Here is a 14,086-nt window from a genome sequence, read left to right on the forward strand (position 1 = left end):
GTCCGACCGCCTCGACGCCGAACGCCTCCGCGTTCCTCCTCGCCGCCTTCTTCTCATCGAGCCGTCACCGGCCGACACGCCCCACTCGCAAAGGAGCGAACCATGAACCCGCAGCGAGGCGCCTCGCTCTTCGGCTACGGCGTCCACCACGTGCAACTGGCCATCCGCCCCGCGGGCGAGGACGCCGCCCGCGCGTTCTACGTCGGGGTCCTCGGCATGACCGAGGTCGAGAAGCCGCCAGAGCTCGCCAAGCGCGGCGGCCTGTGGCTGCGCACCGACGCCCTCGAACTCCACCTCGGCGTCGAAGCGGGCCACGTGCCCTCGAAGAAGGCCCACCCCGGCATCCTCGTCGCGGACCTCGACGCGCTCGCCGCACGTCTGGCCGCCGCCGGCTGCCCGGTCGAGTGGGACGCGGACTTCATCGGCTACCGGCGCTGCTACACCCGCGACCCGTTCGGCAACCGGCTCGAGTTCCTGACGCCCCTCGGCGATTGAGGCCCGCGCCGAAAACCCGGTCGACTGGGGTGCGACCGGGTTTCAGCCCTGACCGTTGACGGCGGGGTCGGGGCGCTGGCACGCTTCTTGCCATGAGTGCGGGATACGAACTGGCGCAAGTGAACATCGGGCGGATCCTGGCGCCCTTCGACAGTGAGCTGATGCACGGGTTCACCTCCATGCTGGAAGAGGTGAACGCCGTCGCGGACCGCGCCGAGGGGTTCGTGTGGCGCCTGGTCGACGAGGGCGGGGCCGACGCGACCGAGTTCCGGGTGTTCGGTGACGAGTGGCTCGCGGTGAACATGTCCGTGTGGACCTCGCCGGAGGCCTTGCACGCCTACGTCTTCGGACCCGAGCACCGCGCGATGCTCAAGCGGCGGCGCGAGTGGTTCGCGCACATGGCCGAGGCGTACTCGGCGATGTGGTGGGTCCCGGCCGGGCACCGGCCGACCCTGCCCGAGGCCGAGAAGCGGCTGACGATCCTGCGCGAGAAGGGCCCCACCGCCGAGGCCTTCACCATGCGGGAGTTGTTCAGCGCTCCGAGTGAGTGAAGGGCCTCACCTCGCGGAATCGCCCGCTCGGCGCGCTCGTTCCACTAGAGGTGATTCGCGAGGTCGAGGTCGTCGTCATCGGGGCCGGGCAGGCCGGGCTCTCGGCCGCCTACTTCCTGCGCCGCCACTTCGCGCCCGAGACCGGGTTCGCGGTGCTCGACCACGCCCCGCGCGCGGGCGGCGCGTGGCAGTTCCGCTGGCCGACCCTCACCTTCGCGACGGTGAACGGGGTGTACCGGCTGCCGGGCATGGACGTGCCCGAGCCCGAGCCGGCCACGCCCGTGTCCGGCGTGATCTCGCAGTACTTCCACGACTACGAGCGCGAGTTCGACCTGCGCGTGCAGCGGCCGGTGTCCGTGAGCGCCGTGCGGTCGCTCCCCGACGAGCGCCTCGAGGTCGTCACCGACCGGGGCACCTGGATCGCCCGCGCGCTCATCAACGCCACAGGCACCTGGGAGCGCCCGTTCTGGCCCCGCTACGCCGGGCAGGACCGGTTCCACGGCCGGCAGCTGCACACCGCGCAGTACCGCGGCCCCGAGGCGTTCGCGGGCCGTCGCGTCGCCGTGGTCGGCGGCGGGATCTCCGGCATCCAGCACCTGCTGGAGATCGATCCGCTCGCCGCGTCCACGCACTGGATCACGCGTCGCGAACCGCAATGGCGCGCAGGCGATTTCAACCCCGACCGGGGCCGCGAGGCCGTCGCGATGGTCGAGGAGCGGGTGCGGCGGGGCCTGCGCCCGCAGTCGGTCATCAGCGTCACCGGGGTGCCGGTGACACCCCAGATCCGGGCCGCGCGCGACGCGGGCGTGCTCGACCGGCTGCCGATGTTCGATCGGATCACGCCCGACGGCTTGCGCTGGGACGACGGCCGCTTCGTCGCGGTCGACACGATCCTGTGGGCCACCGGGTTCCGGGCGGCGCTCGACCACCTCGCGCCGCTGAAACTGCGCGGGTCCGGCGGCGGGATCGTCATGGACGGCACGCGGGTGGCGGTCGATCCGCGCGTGCATCTGGTGGGGTACGGCCCGTCAGCCAGCACCGTCGGGGCGAACCGGGCCGGGAGGGCCGCGGTCAGCGAGATCCGCTCGCTCCTCGGTGCGACGTCCGCCCCCGCCGCGGCACGAGTCTGAGCAGCGCCTGCACCGGCCAGTGGTCGGAGGGGGTCAGATCGCCTTCGGCGTAGGCGTTCACGCCGACCCGGTGGATCTCGACGGCGCAGTCGTCGCTCGGCCTGGCGAGGATCCAGTCCATGCGGGTGGGGCCCTCCGAGGGCTTGGCGCGCCAGCGGTTGAACGTGGCCCAGTTCGGGGTGACGCGTTCGGCCGCGGTCTCCCAGGCGTCCTCGAGTCCGCCGCCGGTGAGGGCCCGGTAGGTCGCGGAGTCGGGGCCGCAGTTGAAGTCCCCGGCCACGACGACCGGGTCGAGGAAGCGGTCGACGGTGTCCAGGAGGATCCGCGCGCCCTTGCGACGGGCCTTCTCGGAGCGGTGGTCGAAGTGGTTGTCGACCACGTAGAGGCGGCGTCCGGTGGCGCGGTCCTCCAAGTGCACCCAGGTGAGCATCCGGACGGTGCCGCTCCCCCAGCTGCGGGAGCCGATCACGTTGGGGCGCTTGGAGAGCCAGAGGTGGTCGTATTCGAGCGGGAGGAGCCGGGCCGAGTCCCAGAAGATCGCGGTGGCCTCGCTGCGGGAGCCGCCGCCGCGGCCGAGGTGCACCCAGTCGTAGCCGTCGAGGTCCTCGCGGAGTTCGAGGAGCTGGCGGAAGCGGCCCTCCTGGGTGCAGATGATCGAGGGCAGTTCGTTCTCGAGCACGGCCTTGACGAGAGGGCGGCGCTTCCACCACGAATGCGGGGCGCTGCCGGAGGCGGACTTGAGGTTGTAGGTCATCACGTGCAGGAACGGCGGATCGACAGGCCCCAGGAGCGGGTGGCCCCCGTCGTTACGGGAGCCCTCCGGGGCGGCGATCAGCGCGTCGTTCACCTTTTCCACGGTATCCGCGCCGCCGCCGCCCTGGAGTCCGTTTACGGGAGCTCGACGAGCGCCTGGGCCGGCCAGTGGTCGGAGGGCGTGCGCCCGTCCTTGGCGTAGGTGTTCACACCGGCCTTGAGGATCCGCACCTCGGGGGTGGTGAGGATCCAGTCGATGCGCCGTTCCTCCTCAGTGGGGACCGGGTTCCAGCCGTTCCACGTGCCGTAGACCGGCGTCACCGGCTCCTCGGCGGCGAGCATGGTGTCGACGAGGCCGCCGTCGGTGAGGATCTGGTAGATCGGGGTGTCCGGGGTGTTGTTGAAGTCCCCGGCGACGATCACCGGGGAGGTCCACGCCGCGATGACGTCGAGGTTCATCTGCGCGCCCTTCTGGCGCGAGGGCTCGGACTGGTGGTCGAAGTGGTTGTTGACGACGTAGAAGTCCCCGCCGGTGCGCAGGTCCTGGAAGCGGACCCAGGTGAGCATCCGGACGACGTTGTTGCCCCAGCTCTTGGAGCCGATGAGCAGCGGGGTGTCCGAGAGCCACAGGTGGTCGTACTCGAGGACCTTGAGGCGCTTGCGCTCCCAGAAGACCGCGGTGGCCTCGCTCTTGGAGCCGCCGAGGCGGCCGAGGTGGATCCAGTCGTGGTCCTTGAGGTCCTCGAGGACGTCCTGGTTCTGCCCGTAGAGGCCCTCCTGCGTGAACAGGACGGTGGGCTTCTCCCGCCGCAGGACCGACTTCACGAGCGGGCGGCGCTCGTCCCACGTGCGCGGCGCGGGGTCGCCGCCCTCGTAGCGGAGGTTGAAGGTGATGAAGTGGAGCTGGTCGCCCCGGGCGGCGCCGATGAGCGAGCCGCCGAAGGCCTCTTCGGCCTGGGCGGTGCCGGCGAGGGCGCCGGAGGCGACGGCGGAGGCGCCGACCGCGAGGCCGGCGCCGAGGACATTCCGTCTACTGAGGATGGTGGTCATGGAACCTCTATATCTCAGGATGCCCTGTTTCTCACAGGAAATCGGGTGGAGGGCCAGTGAACGACAAATGCCGCGAACCGGCAACCTGCAACCGGTGAACACGGAGTGAATGCACTTCGGCACCATGCGAAACGCCCTCACCTCGAGCGCACTGCTCGGCGGGGAGGGCGTTCGCGATCCTCAAGCGACGGTCGCGCAGCCGCAGGTGCAAGCCCCCGGGCACGCGGGTGCGGCGGCGGGCCGGAGCCCGCCGCCGCGGTGGTGTTCGGTGTTCAGCTCTTCCCCGCGTGGCTCTCCAGGTAGGCGCGGATCGCGGCGGGGTCGTCCTCGCCGGCCCAGCCGATGTAGGCGTCGGGGCGGACGATCTTGACGGTGCCGTCGGGGGCGGCCGAGTCGGCGTCGGCGACGAAGCCCGCCGCGTAGGACTCGGCGCTGTCGAGCACCACGAACTTCCCGCCGCGCAGAGCCTCGTAGAGGCGGGTGCCGTCCGCGAGCGCGATGTCGTTGGCGCGGTGGCCCACGAGCTGGTCCTCGCCCTTGTCGTGTCCGTAGTGGATGCCGACGCCGGAGATCATGCCCATGGCCTTGGCCTCGATCGGCTTGATGTGCAGCGCCGTGGCGGCGGCGAGGCCGCCGATGGCCGCCTTGATCTTGGAGCGTTCCGTGGCGAGGCGGATGATGGCGCCGCTGGAGCGCAGGACGGCCTTGCCGACCGGGTGGCGCTCGGCGTTGTAGGTGTCGAGCAGGGCCGGGTCGGCGCCGCGGAGGACGGCGGCGAGCTTCCACGAGAGGTTCGCGGCGTCCTGGAGGCCGGTGTTCATGCCCTGGCCGCCGGCCGGGGAGTGGCAGTGGGCGGCGTCGCCGGCGAGGAAGACGCTGCCGTCGCGGTAGTTCGGGACCTGCCGCTCGTCGGAGTGGAAGCGGGAGATCCAGCGCGGGGAGTGCATGCCGAAGTCGGTGCCGAAGGCGAGGCGCGCGGCCTCCTTGATCTCCTCGAGTTCGATCGGCGCGTCGTCGGACTTCTGGTCGGCCGAGTTCCAGGCGAAGATCCGCCAGTACTCGTCGCCGAAGGCGGCGACGAAGCAGAAGGCGCCGTTGATGCCCTGGATGGCGGGGCTCTCGGGCGGCGGATCGGTGAGCTTGACGTCGGCGAGCATGATCGACTTCAGGACGGCCTCGCCGGGGTAGGGCATGCCGATGGCCTGGCGCACGGCGGACTTGACGCCGTCGGCGCCGACCGCGTACCGGGCGGTGTAGTCGCCCTGGACGGTGTGGACGGTGACCCGGCCGTCGGCCTGGTCGAGCCCGGTCACCTTGTGGTCGTAGCGGATCGAGGCGCCGGCCGCGAGGGCCCGGCGGCGCAGGACCTCCTCGACGTTGTACTGCGGGGTCATGAGGAGGTAGGGGAAGCGGGTCTCGAGGTCGGCGAGGTGGAGGGTGACGCGGTTGAACAGGCGGATGCCGGGCAGCTGGGCGCCGCCGTAGGCGATGAGCTCCTCCGCGAGGCCGCGGGCGTCGAACTCCTCGAGGGTGCGGGCGTGGACGCCGAACGCCCGGGAGAGGTTCGAGAGGTCCGCGCCGCGGCCCTCGAGGACGAGGACGCTGACGCCGGCTTCGGCGAGGTCGCCCGCGAGCAGCAGGCCGGTGGGTCCGGCTCCGACGACGATGACTTCCGCTTGGGTTGACATGGCGCACTCCTTGGGGTGGCTCGCGATGATGTAATTCATCGACTGATGAATTCAAGGTAGCACCCCGGGTCTCGCGCTGGGAACCGTTGGGAGAGCACGCTTCGCATGAACTGAGCCACACCCGCCGATGCTCCCCGTGAAGGGCGGAGCTGCGGGGCTGTCGGGAAATCCAGCTCATTTAGGATGCTTCGCATGCCCAACCCCGAACATGAGGCCCGACCCGGCTACGAGGCCGGCGAACCGCCCGCACCCGAACCGACGCGCCCCAGCCTGGAGGCCCGCCCCGAGCCGACGCCCCCGCCCGCGTACCCGCCGCAGGCGCCGGCGTACGGCCCCGTTCCCCTGCCGCCGCAGCCGAAGCGCGGGAACCGACGCGTGCTCGCCATCGCGCTCGTGGTCGTCTTGATGCTCGCGGGCGGCGTGGTCGGCTACGTCATCTCCGACGACGACTCCGGTTCCGCCGCAGAGGAGTCCGCCTCGGCGTCCACCGAGGAGTCCGGCGCGGCGCAGCCGAGTGGGTCGCCGTCCCCCGAGGTCCCGGCGTTCTCCGGCGAGTTCCTGGTGGTGGAGCCGCTGGGCGCCAGCGTGCCGATCCCGAACGACCGGTGGGAGCATGCCGAGGGGCCGACCGATTACGACTACGCCCATGACGCGTCGCTCTACAACATCGAGCTCGCCGAGAACTGGTACGCGGCCTTCTCCGCGGGGCGCTACGCGATTCCGGAGCTGCCGTTCGACCCGGAGGCCATGGGCAAGACCGCCGGTACGGTCGCCCGGGTCTGGGCCGAGGGCGCCGCGGCGGGCGGGGAGAACGGCAGCGCCTCCGTCCCGGTGCTCACCGAGGTCACTGTGGACGGTCGGGCCGGCGTCCTCGCCGAGTCCACCGCCTCGTGGGACGCCTCGCAGTTCACCGCGGACGAGTACGAGCGGATCGTGATCCTGCTGGTCGACGTCGACGGCGTGAACGCGTTCGTGGCCGGGGCCTATATGCCGCAGTCGGCCGACGACGAGTACGACCTGCTCGTGGACGCGCTCCTGGCGACCACCTTCGCCTAGGAACGGCTCAGGGCCGCGGGAGGTGAGAGACCCGCGGCCCTGGATCGTACTGCCGAAGATAGGTTAGCATAACCTAACTTGCGAACTCAAGCGGTGTTCACCAGCGCAGGAACGCGCCGACGCCGCCCGCCTTCTCGTCGAGCCCGACGCCGTCGCTGAGGATCGACACCCTTGCGTCCGAAGCCAGCGCCATCTCGATCATCGCCTCGCCGAGCTGCGCGTCCGCGATGGCCGAGGCCAGCTCCGGCTCGCCGGGGGCGATCGCGTCGGCCAGGACCGTGCCGTCCGGGATGCGGCGGCCGCTCCACACCGAGTCGCGCTCGATGACGAGCCGGTCGACCCGGCCGCCCTGGAGCGCGTCGAGCACGGCTTCGGAGCCCGCGGCGGTCTTGCGCGGGGACTCGGCGAAGTCGGCGGTGAGGCGCGCGTCCCGGGCCGCGCGGGCGGCCGCGATCTCGGGCGCGAGCGCCTGCTGGATCTGTGCGGGCGTGGACTGGCTGAGGACGAGCTGCGAGGGCACGACGTCGGCCTTGAACCCGTTGTGCAGCGACTTGGAGGCCGCCTCGACGAGTTCGGGTTCGCCGCTGACGACGAGCATCTCCCAGCCGAAGGTCGCCACGTGCTCCTCCAGTGTGGAGTGGGCGGCGGCGAGGAACTTCTGGAGGTGCTCGGCGATGCGGTAGTCGAACAGGTCGTGCTGGTTGTTCGCGCTGATGCCGTCGCGGCCGCCCCAGGCGCTGCGGGTGGCGCTGGGGCCCTTCATGACCCGCCATTCGGCGGTGTCGAGTGCGAAGTGGAGTCCGGAGATCTCCTCGCACCTGCCGAAGCGGCTGTCGAGGAGGCGCATGCCCTTGCCGTCGACCACGGCGATGCCGATCGGCGAGCCCTCGGCCCAGGCGCCGAACATCGGGGCGATGTGGGAGCGGGGGGCGAGGGCGATCCGGTCGGTCAGCGGCGTCTGCATCTCGACGCTGTAGGTCTGGCCGCTGGCGAGGCCGATGAACAGGGCGCGGCCGATCCCGGGCGCGCCGGGGCGGACGAGCTGCTCGATGTCGAGCTTCATCTCCTCGATGCGGCGGCCGAGTGCGGAGCGCGTGCCGTTGTCGACGGCTTCGAGCAGTTGCTTCAGGCCCTGGTCGAGCCGGGTCTTCCAGGGTGGTGTGGAACCTTCCTGCCGGGGGTCGGCGTTGACGTAGAGCGAGAGCACGCCGGTGTCGTCGCGCAGTTTCACCAGCCTGAGTTGCGTCTCGCGGTCCATCGGCATGGCTATCGCCTCCTCGATCGAGCGGAATTCGCCTCAGGATATTCCCGGAGGTGCCCGTTCGTGAAGGTTTCGCCAGTTACGCCTGAAGTGCTGTCAGACGGGGCACCCGTCGGGGCCGCACGCCTCGGCGCCTTCAGCACCGGTGATCGTGGTGATCGCCGGTCGCTTTTCGCCCCAAGCCTTTTCGAGGACCTCGGCGAACAGCTCGGTGGGCTGGGCGCCGGAGACGCCGTACTTCTCGTCGACCACGAAGAACGGCACGCCGGTGGCGCCGAGCGCGGCGGCCTCGGCCTGGTCGGCGCGGACCGCCTCGCGGTAGGCCTCGGGGTCGTCGAGCACCGCGACGACCTCGTCCTTGTCGAGTCCGGCGGCGACCGAGACCTCGATCACGCGCTCGCGTTCGAAGATCGAGGCCTCGTCGGCGAAGTTCGCGATGTAGAACGCCTGCCAGACCTCGGCCTCCAGGCCCCGCTCGGAGGCGAGGTGCAGGAGGCGGTGCAGGTCGAAGGTGTTGCCGTGATCGCGGCCTTCGGTGCGGTACTCGAGGCCTTCGGCCTTGGCGAGGTCGCCGAGCCGGTACTCCCCGGCCTGCGCCTGGGCCGGGCTCATGCCGTACTTCTTGACGAGCATGTCGACGACGGGGGCGGTGTCGCCCGGTTCGCGGTGCGGGTCGAGTTCGAAGGACCGGTGCCGGATCTCGACGTCGACCTTCCCGTCGAGCTGCTGCACGGCCTTGTCGAACCGGGCCTTCCCGACGTAGCACCAAGGGCAGGCGATGTCGGACCAGATGTCCACGCGTAGCTTTTCCACGACTGCCCCAACACTTGAAGCTTCCACGAAATTCCGCCCTGTGCCCCAGGCCTCCCCGCACGCCCACCATGCGAACGCCCCCGCCACCCGCCACTCGCGCCCAAGCCCTCGTTCAGGTACCCTGTCTCAGGCTCGGCGCGCTCCCGCGCGCCCTCCGGGTGCTTAGCTCAGCGGTAGAGCACCTCCCTTACAAGGAGGTGGTCACAGGTTCGATCCCTGTAGCACCCACCAGCACGAAGGCCCCCGGCGGAGCATCCGCCAGGGGCCGAAAAGAGCCAGATCAAGAGCCGATCGCCCGCTCAACTCGCCTCCTCAGCTGGCCGGGGCGGCTCGCGTCCTCAACCGGCCGCCGGCGGGACGTTCTGGTTGGCGTGGAAGAAGTTCTCCGGATCGTAGGCGCGCTTGACCGAGGCGAGCCGGTCGTAGTTGCCGCGGTATGTCGATCGGACGCGTTCGGGCCCCTCTTTGGAGCCGAGGAAGTTGACGTAGGAACCGCCCATGGAGTGCGGATGCAGATCCGTCGAGTAGTCCACGCACCACTGGCGGATCAGGTCGGCGTTGGCGGGATCGGGGTCGATCCCGGCGATCACCGCGGACCACACGGCGTCCCGGTACGCCCAAGCGGTCTCGTCCGCACCCACCCGGTGGGCGGCCCCGTCCACGGGGTACAGGTGCATGGTCGCCGACTCGGTGGGCAGGGCGTTGCCGTACCGCTCGTGCACGTCGATCGCCGCGTCGGAGATCGTGTCGAAGAAGGCGCCGCGCCAGTACCACTGGAGCCCCTTCGGGATCTGCTCGTCGAACATGCCCTGCAGGGCGGGGTACGGCATCGGCGCGGTGAAGTGGAAGGCCGGGGGCGCCGGATCGTTCGCCACGGCGAGGACCTCCTCCAGGCGGCCTTCTTCCAGGTCGCCGGTGTAGCACCAGACCACCGCGCACATCTTCTGCCCGTGGATCGGCTCGGGGAACGGCGGGCCGGGCGGCACCGACAGGAGGGCGAAGAACCCGTTGAGGTCCTCCGGTGCGGCGGGCAGGAACTCCCGGTACCACCGGAGCACCTCCTGGATGCGGTCCAGAGGCCAGAAGGTCAGTCCGACTCCGACATCGCGGACCTCGCTCAGCCGGAAGGTGAAGGACGTGACGACGCCGAAGTTCCCGCCGCCGCCCCGCAACGCCCAGAACAGGTCGGGGTGCTCCGTCTCCGAGGCGGTCGCGAAGGTGCCGTCGGCGAGGACGACGTCGGCCGATGTCAGGCTGTCGATGGTCAGGCCGTACTTGCGGGTCAGGTGCCCGTGCCCGCCGCCCAGCGTGAGGCCGCCGACCCCGGTCGTGGACATGATCCCGGAGGGGATGCCGAGGCCGAAGGTGTGGGCGGCATGGTCGAGCGCGCCCAGTTCAGCGCCGCCGCCCACCTGCGCGATACCCGCTGTGGGGTCCACGCGCACCCAGTTCATCGGCGACAGGTCCAGCGTAAGCCCGTCGTCCACCAGGCACAGGCCCGGTCCGCTGTGGCCGCCCCCGCGGACCGCGAGTTCGACCCCGACGTCCTGCGCGAAGGCGATCGTGGCCCGCACGTCGGCGACGTCGGCGCACTGCGCGAGGGCGGCCGGGCGGCGGTCGATCATGGCGTTGTAGATGCTGCGGGCCTCGTCATAGCCCGGATCCCCTGGGGCGACAACGGGTCCGCGCAAGTCTCCTCGCAGCCTGTCCAGATTCGTTCCGCTGATGCTGCCCATGATCGCGTGCCTCCATCGGGAGTTCGGATGGCGAGCGGCGGTCCGATTGCTCCGCGTACGCCTCGGGCTCAGGGAGGGGCGGGAACGCTCTCGCTCCTCGAAGGCGCGACCTATCAGGTCCCGGGCCCCGGCCTGGCTAACCTGACGCTACTTCACGTCCGTGGGCCCGGTCCCGCATTCAGGCACAACGCCTGCTCATCGTGTCCGATCGGGTCGGCGACGAATCGCAGGTGCCGCCCGCCGGGCGTTCAGCCGTTCGCGTCGCGAGCGGCGGTCTCGAGAGCGCGTGTCATGACGTCCTCTGCTGCCAGGCGCCGCAAGGCGGCGAGCATGGCGTCGCCGAGGACGCCGACGGTCACCACGGCCTCGGCCCGGTTGTCCAAGCCGTCCCGTTCGAGGACGACGCCGACCTCGGCCTCGGCCAGATCGTGTGCGCTCGCGGCGTACCGCTCCAGCAGATCGAGCACGTCCTCTTGCCCGAGCCGGCGAAGCGTCCGGACCGCCGAGGCGAGCATCGCCCTGGCGGGATGGTGGTCGTTCACCCGCCAGCCCAGGCGGTCCACCAGCTCCTGAACCTCGGCCGCACCCGGTTCATCCAGTGTGGATTCCCGGGCGGCGGTGCGCACGAGGGAGTACTGGGTCAGGCCGAGCGTCGTGTACTCGTCGGCGTTCTTGTCCTCGAGATGCTGGAACAGGCGCGCCACCGCCGCGATCGGCATCTCCCCCACCTCGACCATGGCGCGGATCAGCGTCAGGCGGTGCACATGGGCCTCGCCGTACGTCGCCTGGTTCGGGCTGGTCAGGTTCCCGGGCGGCAGGAGCCCTTCGCGGATGTAGTAGCGGATCGTGGGTATGGGCACGCCTGCGCGCTCGCTCAACTCCGTCATTCGCACGACCGGGGTCCTTTCTTACAGCGGGATCGACGACCACCGACTATACGAATCGCGACCGCGCCGCCCCGGGCGGCGACCCTAGGCAGGGGAAGCGGCACCGCGCGCGCTTCGCAGCGTAGCGGCGATGATCCACAGGAGCGCGACGACGCATACGACGTCGAAGCCCTGGATGAAGGCGCTCGCCCGGTCCTGTGCCTCTGGGCGGCTCGCGGTCAGCGCCAATGCCGTGGTCTTCGCGACCACGAGCCCGAGGGCGACAGGAATCCGGACGCCGGGGCGAGCGGCGGCCCAGATGAGCGCCGCACCGGCTAGGAGCTGGAGCATGCCGCGGTGCTGGAGCAGGGTCAAGAGCATCGGATCGGGGTCCGTGACGCCGTAGCTCGATTCGAGCTGGTCGGGTTGCACGAGCGCGAGCGCCGGCACGGCGGTGAACACGCCCATGACGACAAGGGAGACGCGGACGGCGAACTCGGAAGCGCGGCTTCTCATGACACTCCTTCGATCGGAAATGAATAGTGTCACTTCACGCTACATGTAGTGGTGTTTCACAGTCAAGGTGCGAACGCCTCGGTTGTGGTGCTTCGCCTGTCGCGCAAGGGCTCACGCTCGCCGGTCGCCGCCGGGGAGGGCGATCGGCAGGTCGAAGGTAGGGAAGAGGCCGGGGTCGAGGAAGGTCCTGATGCGGGCGATTCCCGTGGCGGTCAGGGTGAGGACGTGGATGCCGTGGGGGCGGCAGACGCCGTCCGTGCAGCGCTGGTAGGACGCGAGGGCGGGCTGGCCGTTCGCGGTGGTCCGGATCATCGGGACGCCGCCGCAGGCGGCGAAGCCCTGCGCGTCCATGAAGCGGACGATGGCGCCGGCCCCGGCGAACCAGGACGTGAACGGCGGCATCTCCAGCACCGCGTCGTCGCGCAGGATTCTGGTGAGCGCCTCGGCGTCGCTGTTGGCGAAGGCCGCCACGAACTTGTCCAGCAGCGCCCGCCGTTCGGGGTCGGTCGGCTCGACCAGCGTGTCCTCGGCCGGGCCCGCCTGCTCCAGCTGGGCGCGGGCCCGCTGCAGAGCGCTGTTGACCGCGGCCGTGGAGGTGTCGAGCAGCTCCGCGACTTCGGCGGCGCGCCAGCCGAGCACGTCGCGCAGGATCAGGACGGCGCGCTGCCGGGCGGGCAGATGCTGCAGCGCCGCCGCGAACGCCAACCGGGTGCCTTCCCGGGACGAAGCGATCTGCGCCGGGTCGGCGCTCAGCAGCGCGTCGGGAAGCGGCTGCAGCCACAGCACCTCCTGCGGCGGCTCCTCAAGGGGGCCACCGGGATCGCCGCTGGGCCCGCCGAGGCCCGACGGCATCGGGCGGCGACCGCGGTTCTCCAGCGCGCGCAGGCACGCGTGCGTCGCGATCCGGTACAGCCAGGTCCGCAGCGACGACCGGCCCTCGAACCGGTCGTAGGCGCGCCACGCGCGCAAGAGCGTCTCCTGGACCAGATCCTCCGCATCGTGCACCGACCCGAGCATCCGGTAGCAGTGCACCAGCAGCTCGCGCCGGTGCGGGGCGGCGAGCGCCGCGAACTCCCCCGCCTGCGGCCCCGCCAGAACGGTCTCCGTCACCGATGCTCCCTTCCTCGTTCCCTCACCGGTACAGACCCGCGGGCGGTCGCGAACTCATCGGCGGCACGCGATGAGTTTTCACCGGCCGCCGTATCGGTACTTGCAACGGGCGGCGTCCGAGTCCGCCCCTGCAGGAACCAGGAGTCCTCCCCATGCCGCAGTTCTTCATCGAAGCGCCCGCCGGAATCGGGCGCGAAGCCAAGCAGCAGCTGATGATCGAGGTGACCGCCGCCATCGAGGAGGCGTTCCGCATGAGTCCCGACATCCAGGTCTGGCTGCGCGAGTACTCGGGCGAGAACGTCGCCTACGACGGCCGGCTGTACGGCGACGAGCCGATGCGCCTGGTGTGCTTCCTCGAAGCGCCCGAGTTCACCGGCGAGGACGTCAGCCGGGCGATGACCAAGCGGATCAACGACGCGATCGAGGTCGCCTACGAGGGCATCGCCAACACCGCGGAGACGCTGATCCTCATGAACCGCTACCCGCTGCAGGATGCGGGGTTCCAGGGCCGGCTCCAGTCGGACGACCCGGAACTCGTCGAGGCGATCAAGCGCCTCAACGGCGCGTAGCGAAACGGCGATCCGGTGGCATTCGCGTGCCACCGGATCGCCGGGGCCGGTCGGGGTTTTCTTTTGTCAGCCGAGTTCTTGGACCAGGCCGACGATGACGCCGGCGGGGCCGCGGATGTAGGCGTACCTGAGCATGTCCTCGTACTGGGCCACTTCGCCGACGAGTGCGCCGCCGTGGGGGCGCAGCTGGTCGAAGGCCTCGTCGACGTTGTCGACGACGAACGTGAGGCGCGGGATGCCCGGGGTGCTCACCGGCTCCCACGGTGCCGGGTTCGCGGCCTTCGGGTGGTGGATCGTCGAGAGTTCGACCTGGCCGTGGCCGTCCGGGGTGCGCAGCATGGCGATGTCGGCGCTGAGCCCCTCGAGCGCGGTGAGCTTGTCCGCCCACTCGCCCCCTACGGGCGCCTGCCCCACCAGCTCCATGCCGAGCGCGACGAAGAACTCGATCGCGGCCGGCAGGTCTTCAACGACGATGCCGACGTGGTCCATTCG

At 70.6% G+C, this 14,086-nt stretch carries 15 protein-coding genes and 1 tRNA gene; 6 read left to right on the top strand and 10 right to left on the bottom strand.

Annotation, left to right across the window (positions count from 1 at the left end):
• Positions 1 to 102: 102 nt before the first annotated feature.
• The 3 genes from AB0I03_RS21540 (at position 103) to AB0I03_RS21550 (ending at position 2,176) form a co-directional block, all read left to right on the top strand.
• Positions 103 to 495: a VOC family protein gene (locus AB0I03_RS21540; RefSeq protein ID WP_360415531.1), complete on the top strand. Its 393-nt coding sequence runs from the start codon at positions 103 to 105 to the stop codon at positions 493 to 495.
• 92 nt (positions 496 to 587) lie between these two features.
• A complete protein-coding gene (locus tag AB0I03_RS21545) occupies positions 588 to 1,046 on the top strand; it encodes a DUF3291 domain-containing protein (protein WP_360415533.1) in 459 nt (152 codons plus the stop codon).
• A gap of 53 nt (positions 1,047 to 1,099) precedes the next feature.
• The gene (locus AB0I03_RS21550) at positions 1,100 to 2,176 is read left to right on the top strand and encodes an NAD(P)-binding domain-containing protein (RefSeq protein ID WP_360415683.1); all 1,077 of its coding nucleotides are present in this window, start codon (positions 1,100 to 1,102) and stop codon (positions 2,174 to 2,176) included.
• Here the strand turns inward: AB0I03_RS21550 and AB0I03_RS21555 are convergent.
• The 3 genes from AB0I03_RS21555 to AB0I03_RS21565 form a co-directional block, all read right to left on the bottom strand.
• The gene (locus tag AB0I03_RS21555; protein WP_360415535.1) at positions 2,118 to 3,023 is read right to left on the bottom strand and encodes an endonuclease/exonuclease/phosphatase family protein; all 906 of its coding nucleotides are present in this window, start codon (positions 3,021 to 3,023) and stop codon (positions 2,118 to 2,120) included. The two genes, AB0I03_RS21550 and AB0I03_RS21555, sit on opposite strands and share 59 nt — an antisense overlap.
• 41 nt (positions 3,024 to 3,064) lie before the next feature.
• The gene (locus AB0I03_RS21560; RefSeq protein WP_360415537.1) at positions 3,065 to 3,979 is read right to left on the bottom strand and encodes an endonuclease/exonuclease/phosphatase family protein; all 915 of its coding nucleotides are present in this window, start codon (positions 3,977 to 3,979) and stop codon (positions 3,065 to 3,067) included.
• Positions 3,980 to 4,251: 272 nt separating this feature from the next.
• Positions 4,252 to 5,667, bottom strand: a complete 1,416-nt coding sequence (locus AB0I03_RS21565) for an FAD-dependent monooxygenase (protein ID WP_360415539.1) — start codon at positions 5,665 to 5,667, stop codon at positions 4,252 to 4,254.
• A gap of 192 nt (positions 5,668 to 5,859) precedes the next feature.
• On the opposite strand from AB0I03_RS21565, the gene AB0I03_RS21570 reads away from it, so the two are divergent.
• Positions 5,860 to 6,723 (top strand): hypothetical protein, encoded by an 864-nt coding sequence (locus AB0I03_RS21570; protein ID WP_360415541.1) that lies wholly within the window; start codon positions 5,860 to 5,862, stop codon positions 6,721 to 6,723.
• Between the two features lie 97 nt (positions 6,724 to 6,820).
• Here AB0I03_RS21570 and AB0I03_RS21575 read toward each other — a convergent pair whose 3' ends face one another.
• Both AB0I03_RS21575 and AB0I03_RS21580 read right to left on the bottom strand, forming a co-directional pair.
• Positions 6,821 to 7,987 (bottom strand): VLRF1 family aeRF1-type release factor, encoded by a 1,167-nt coding sequence (locus tag AB0I03_RS21575; RefSeq protein WP_360415543.1) that lies wholly within the window; start codon positions 7,985 to 7,987, stop codon positions 6,821 to 6,823.
• A gap of 93 nt (positions 7,988 to 8,080) precedes the next feature.
• Positions 8,081 to 8,797, bottom strand: a complete 717-nt coding sequence (locus AB0I03_RS21580; protein WP_360415545.1) for a DsbA family oxidoreductase — start codon at positions 8,795 to 8,797, stop codon at positions 8,081 to 8,083.
• 156 nt (positions 8,798 to 8,953) lie between these two features.
• Here AB0I03_RS21580 and AB0I03_RS21585 point away from each other — a divergent pair.
• A tRNA-Val gene (locus tag AB0I03_RS21585) sits at positions 8,954 to 9,028 on the top strand.
• 107 nt (positions 9,029 to 9,135) lie between these two features.
• On the opposite strand, the gene AB0I03_RS21590 is transcribed toward AB0I03_RS21585, so the two are convergent.
• The 4 genes from AB0I03_RS21590 to AB0I03_RS21605 form a co-directional block, all read right to left on the bottom strand.
• Entirely contained in the window at positions 9,136 to 10,533 is a 1,398-nt protein-coding gene (locus AB0I03_RS21590; RefSeq protein WP_360415547.1) for an FAD-binding oxidoreductase, read from the bottom strand.
• 248 nt (positions 10,534 to 10,781) lie between these two features.
• The gene (locus tag AB0I03_RS21595; protein ID WP_360415685.1) at positions 10,782 to 11,420 is read right to left on the bottom strand and encodes a MerR family transcriptional regulator; all 639 of its coding nucleotides are present in this window, start codon (positions 11,418 to 11,420) and stop codon (positions 10,782 to 10,784) included.
• 84 nt (positions 11,421 to 11,504) lie between these two features.
• Positions 11,505 to 11,915 carry a hypothetical protein gene (locus AB0I03_RS21600; protein WP_360415549.1) on the bottom strand — a complete coding sequence of 137 codons (411 nt, stop codon included), beginning with the start codon at positions 11,913 to 11,915 and terminating at the stop codon, positions 11,505 to 11,507.
• Positions 11,916 to 12,026: 111 nt separating this feature from the next.
• On the bottom strand, positions 12,027 to 13,025 hold the full coding sequence (locus tag AB0I03_RS21605; RefSeq protein WP_360415551.1) for a sigma-70 family RNA polymerase sigma factor: 999 nt from the start codon (positions 13,023 to 13,025) through the stop codon (positions 12,027 to 12,029).
• A gap of 152 nt (positions 13,026 to 13,177) precedes the next feature.
• On the opposite strand from AB0I03_RS21605, the gene AB0I03_RS21610 reads away from it, so the two are divergent.
• Positions 13,178 to 13,594 carry an N-acetylmuramic acid 6-phosphate etherase gene (locus AB0I03_RS21610; protein ID WP_360415553.1) on the top strand — a complete coding sequence of 139 codons (417 nt, stop codon included), beginning with the start codon at positions 13,178 to 13,180 and terminating at the stop codon, positions 13,592 to 13,594.
• Between the two features lie 66 nt (positions 13,595 to 13,660).
• On the opposite strand, the gene AB0I03_RS21615 is transcribed toward AB0I03_RS21610, so the two are convergent.
• Positions 13,661 to 14,083: a VOC family protein gene (locus tag AB0I03_RS21615; RefSeq protein ID WP_360415555.1), complete on the bottom strand. Its 423-nt coding sequence runs from the start codon at positions 14,081 to 14,083 to the stop codon at positions 13,661 to 13,663.
• Positions 14,084 to 14,086 lie beyond the last annotated feature (3 nt).

Origin of the sequence: Glycomyces sp. NPDC021274 (assembly GCF_040641195.1) — a bacterium.
Lineage (GTDB): Bacteria > Actinomycetota > Actinomycetes > Mycobacteriales > Micromonosporaceae > Glycomyces.

Bases quoted from the DNA above. Each gene is read 5' to 3' on its own strand.
- AB0I03_RS21540 (WP_360415531.1), top strand. From the start codon at position 103: ATGAACCCGCAGCGAGGCGCCTCGCTCTTCGGCTACGGCGTCCACCAC.
- AB0I03_RS21545 (WP_360415533.1), top strand. From the start codon at position 588: ATGAGTGCGGGATACGAACTGGCGCAAGTGAACATCGGGCGGATCCTG.
- AB0I03_RS21560 (WP_360415537.1), bottom strand. From the start codon at position 3,979: ATGACCACCATCCTCAGTAGACGGAATGTCCTCGGCGCCGGCCTCGCG.
- AB0I03_RS21565 (WP_360415539.1), bottom strand. From the start codon at position 5,667: ATGTCAACCCAAGCGGAAGTCATCGTCGTCGGAGCCGGACCCACCGGC.
- AB0I03_RS21570 (WP_360415541.1), top strand. From the start codon at position 5,860: ATGCCCAACCCCGAACATGAGGCCCGACCCGGCTACGAGGCCGGCGAA.
- AB0I03_RS21575 (WP_360415543.1), bottom strand. From the start codon at position 7,987: ATGCCGATGGACCGCGAGACGCAACTCAGGCTGGTGAAACTGCGCGAC.
- AB0I03_RS21590 (WP_360415547.1), bottom strand. From the start codon at position 10,533: ATGGGCAGCATCAGCGGAACGAATCTGGACAGGCTGCGAGGAGACTTG.
- AB0I03_RS21595 (WP_360415685.1), bottom strand. From the start codon at position 11,420: ATGACGGAGTTGAGCGAGCGCGCAGGCGTGCCCATACCCACGATCCGC.
- AB0I03_RS21600 (WP_360415549.1), bottom strand. From the start codon at position 11,915: ATGAGAAGCCGCGCTTCCGAGTTCGCCGTCCGCGTCTCCCTTGTCGTC.
- AB0I03_RS21610 (WP_360415553.1), top strand. From the start codon at position 13,178: ATGCCGCAGTTCTTCATCGAAGCGCCCGCCGGAATCGGGCGCGAAGCC.
- AB0I03_RS21615 (WP_360415555.1), bottom strand. From the start codon at position 14,083: ATGGACCACGTCGGCATCGTCGTTGAAGACCTGCCGGCCGCGATCGAG.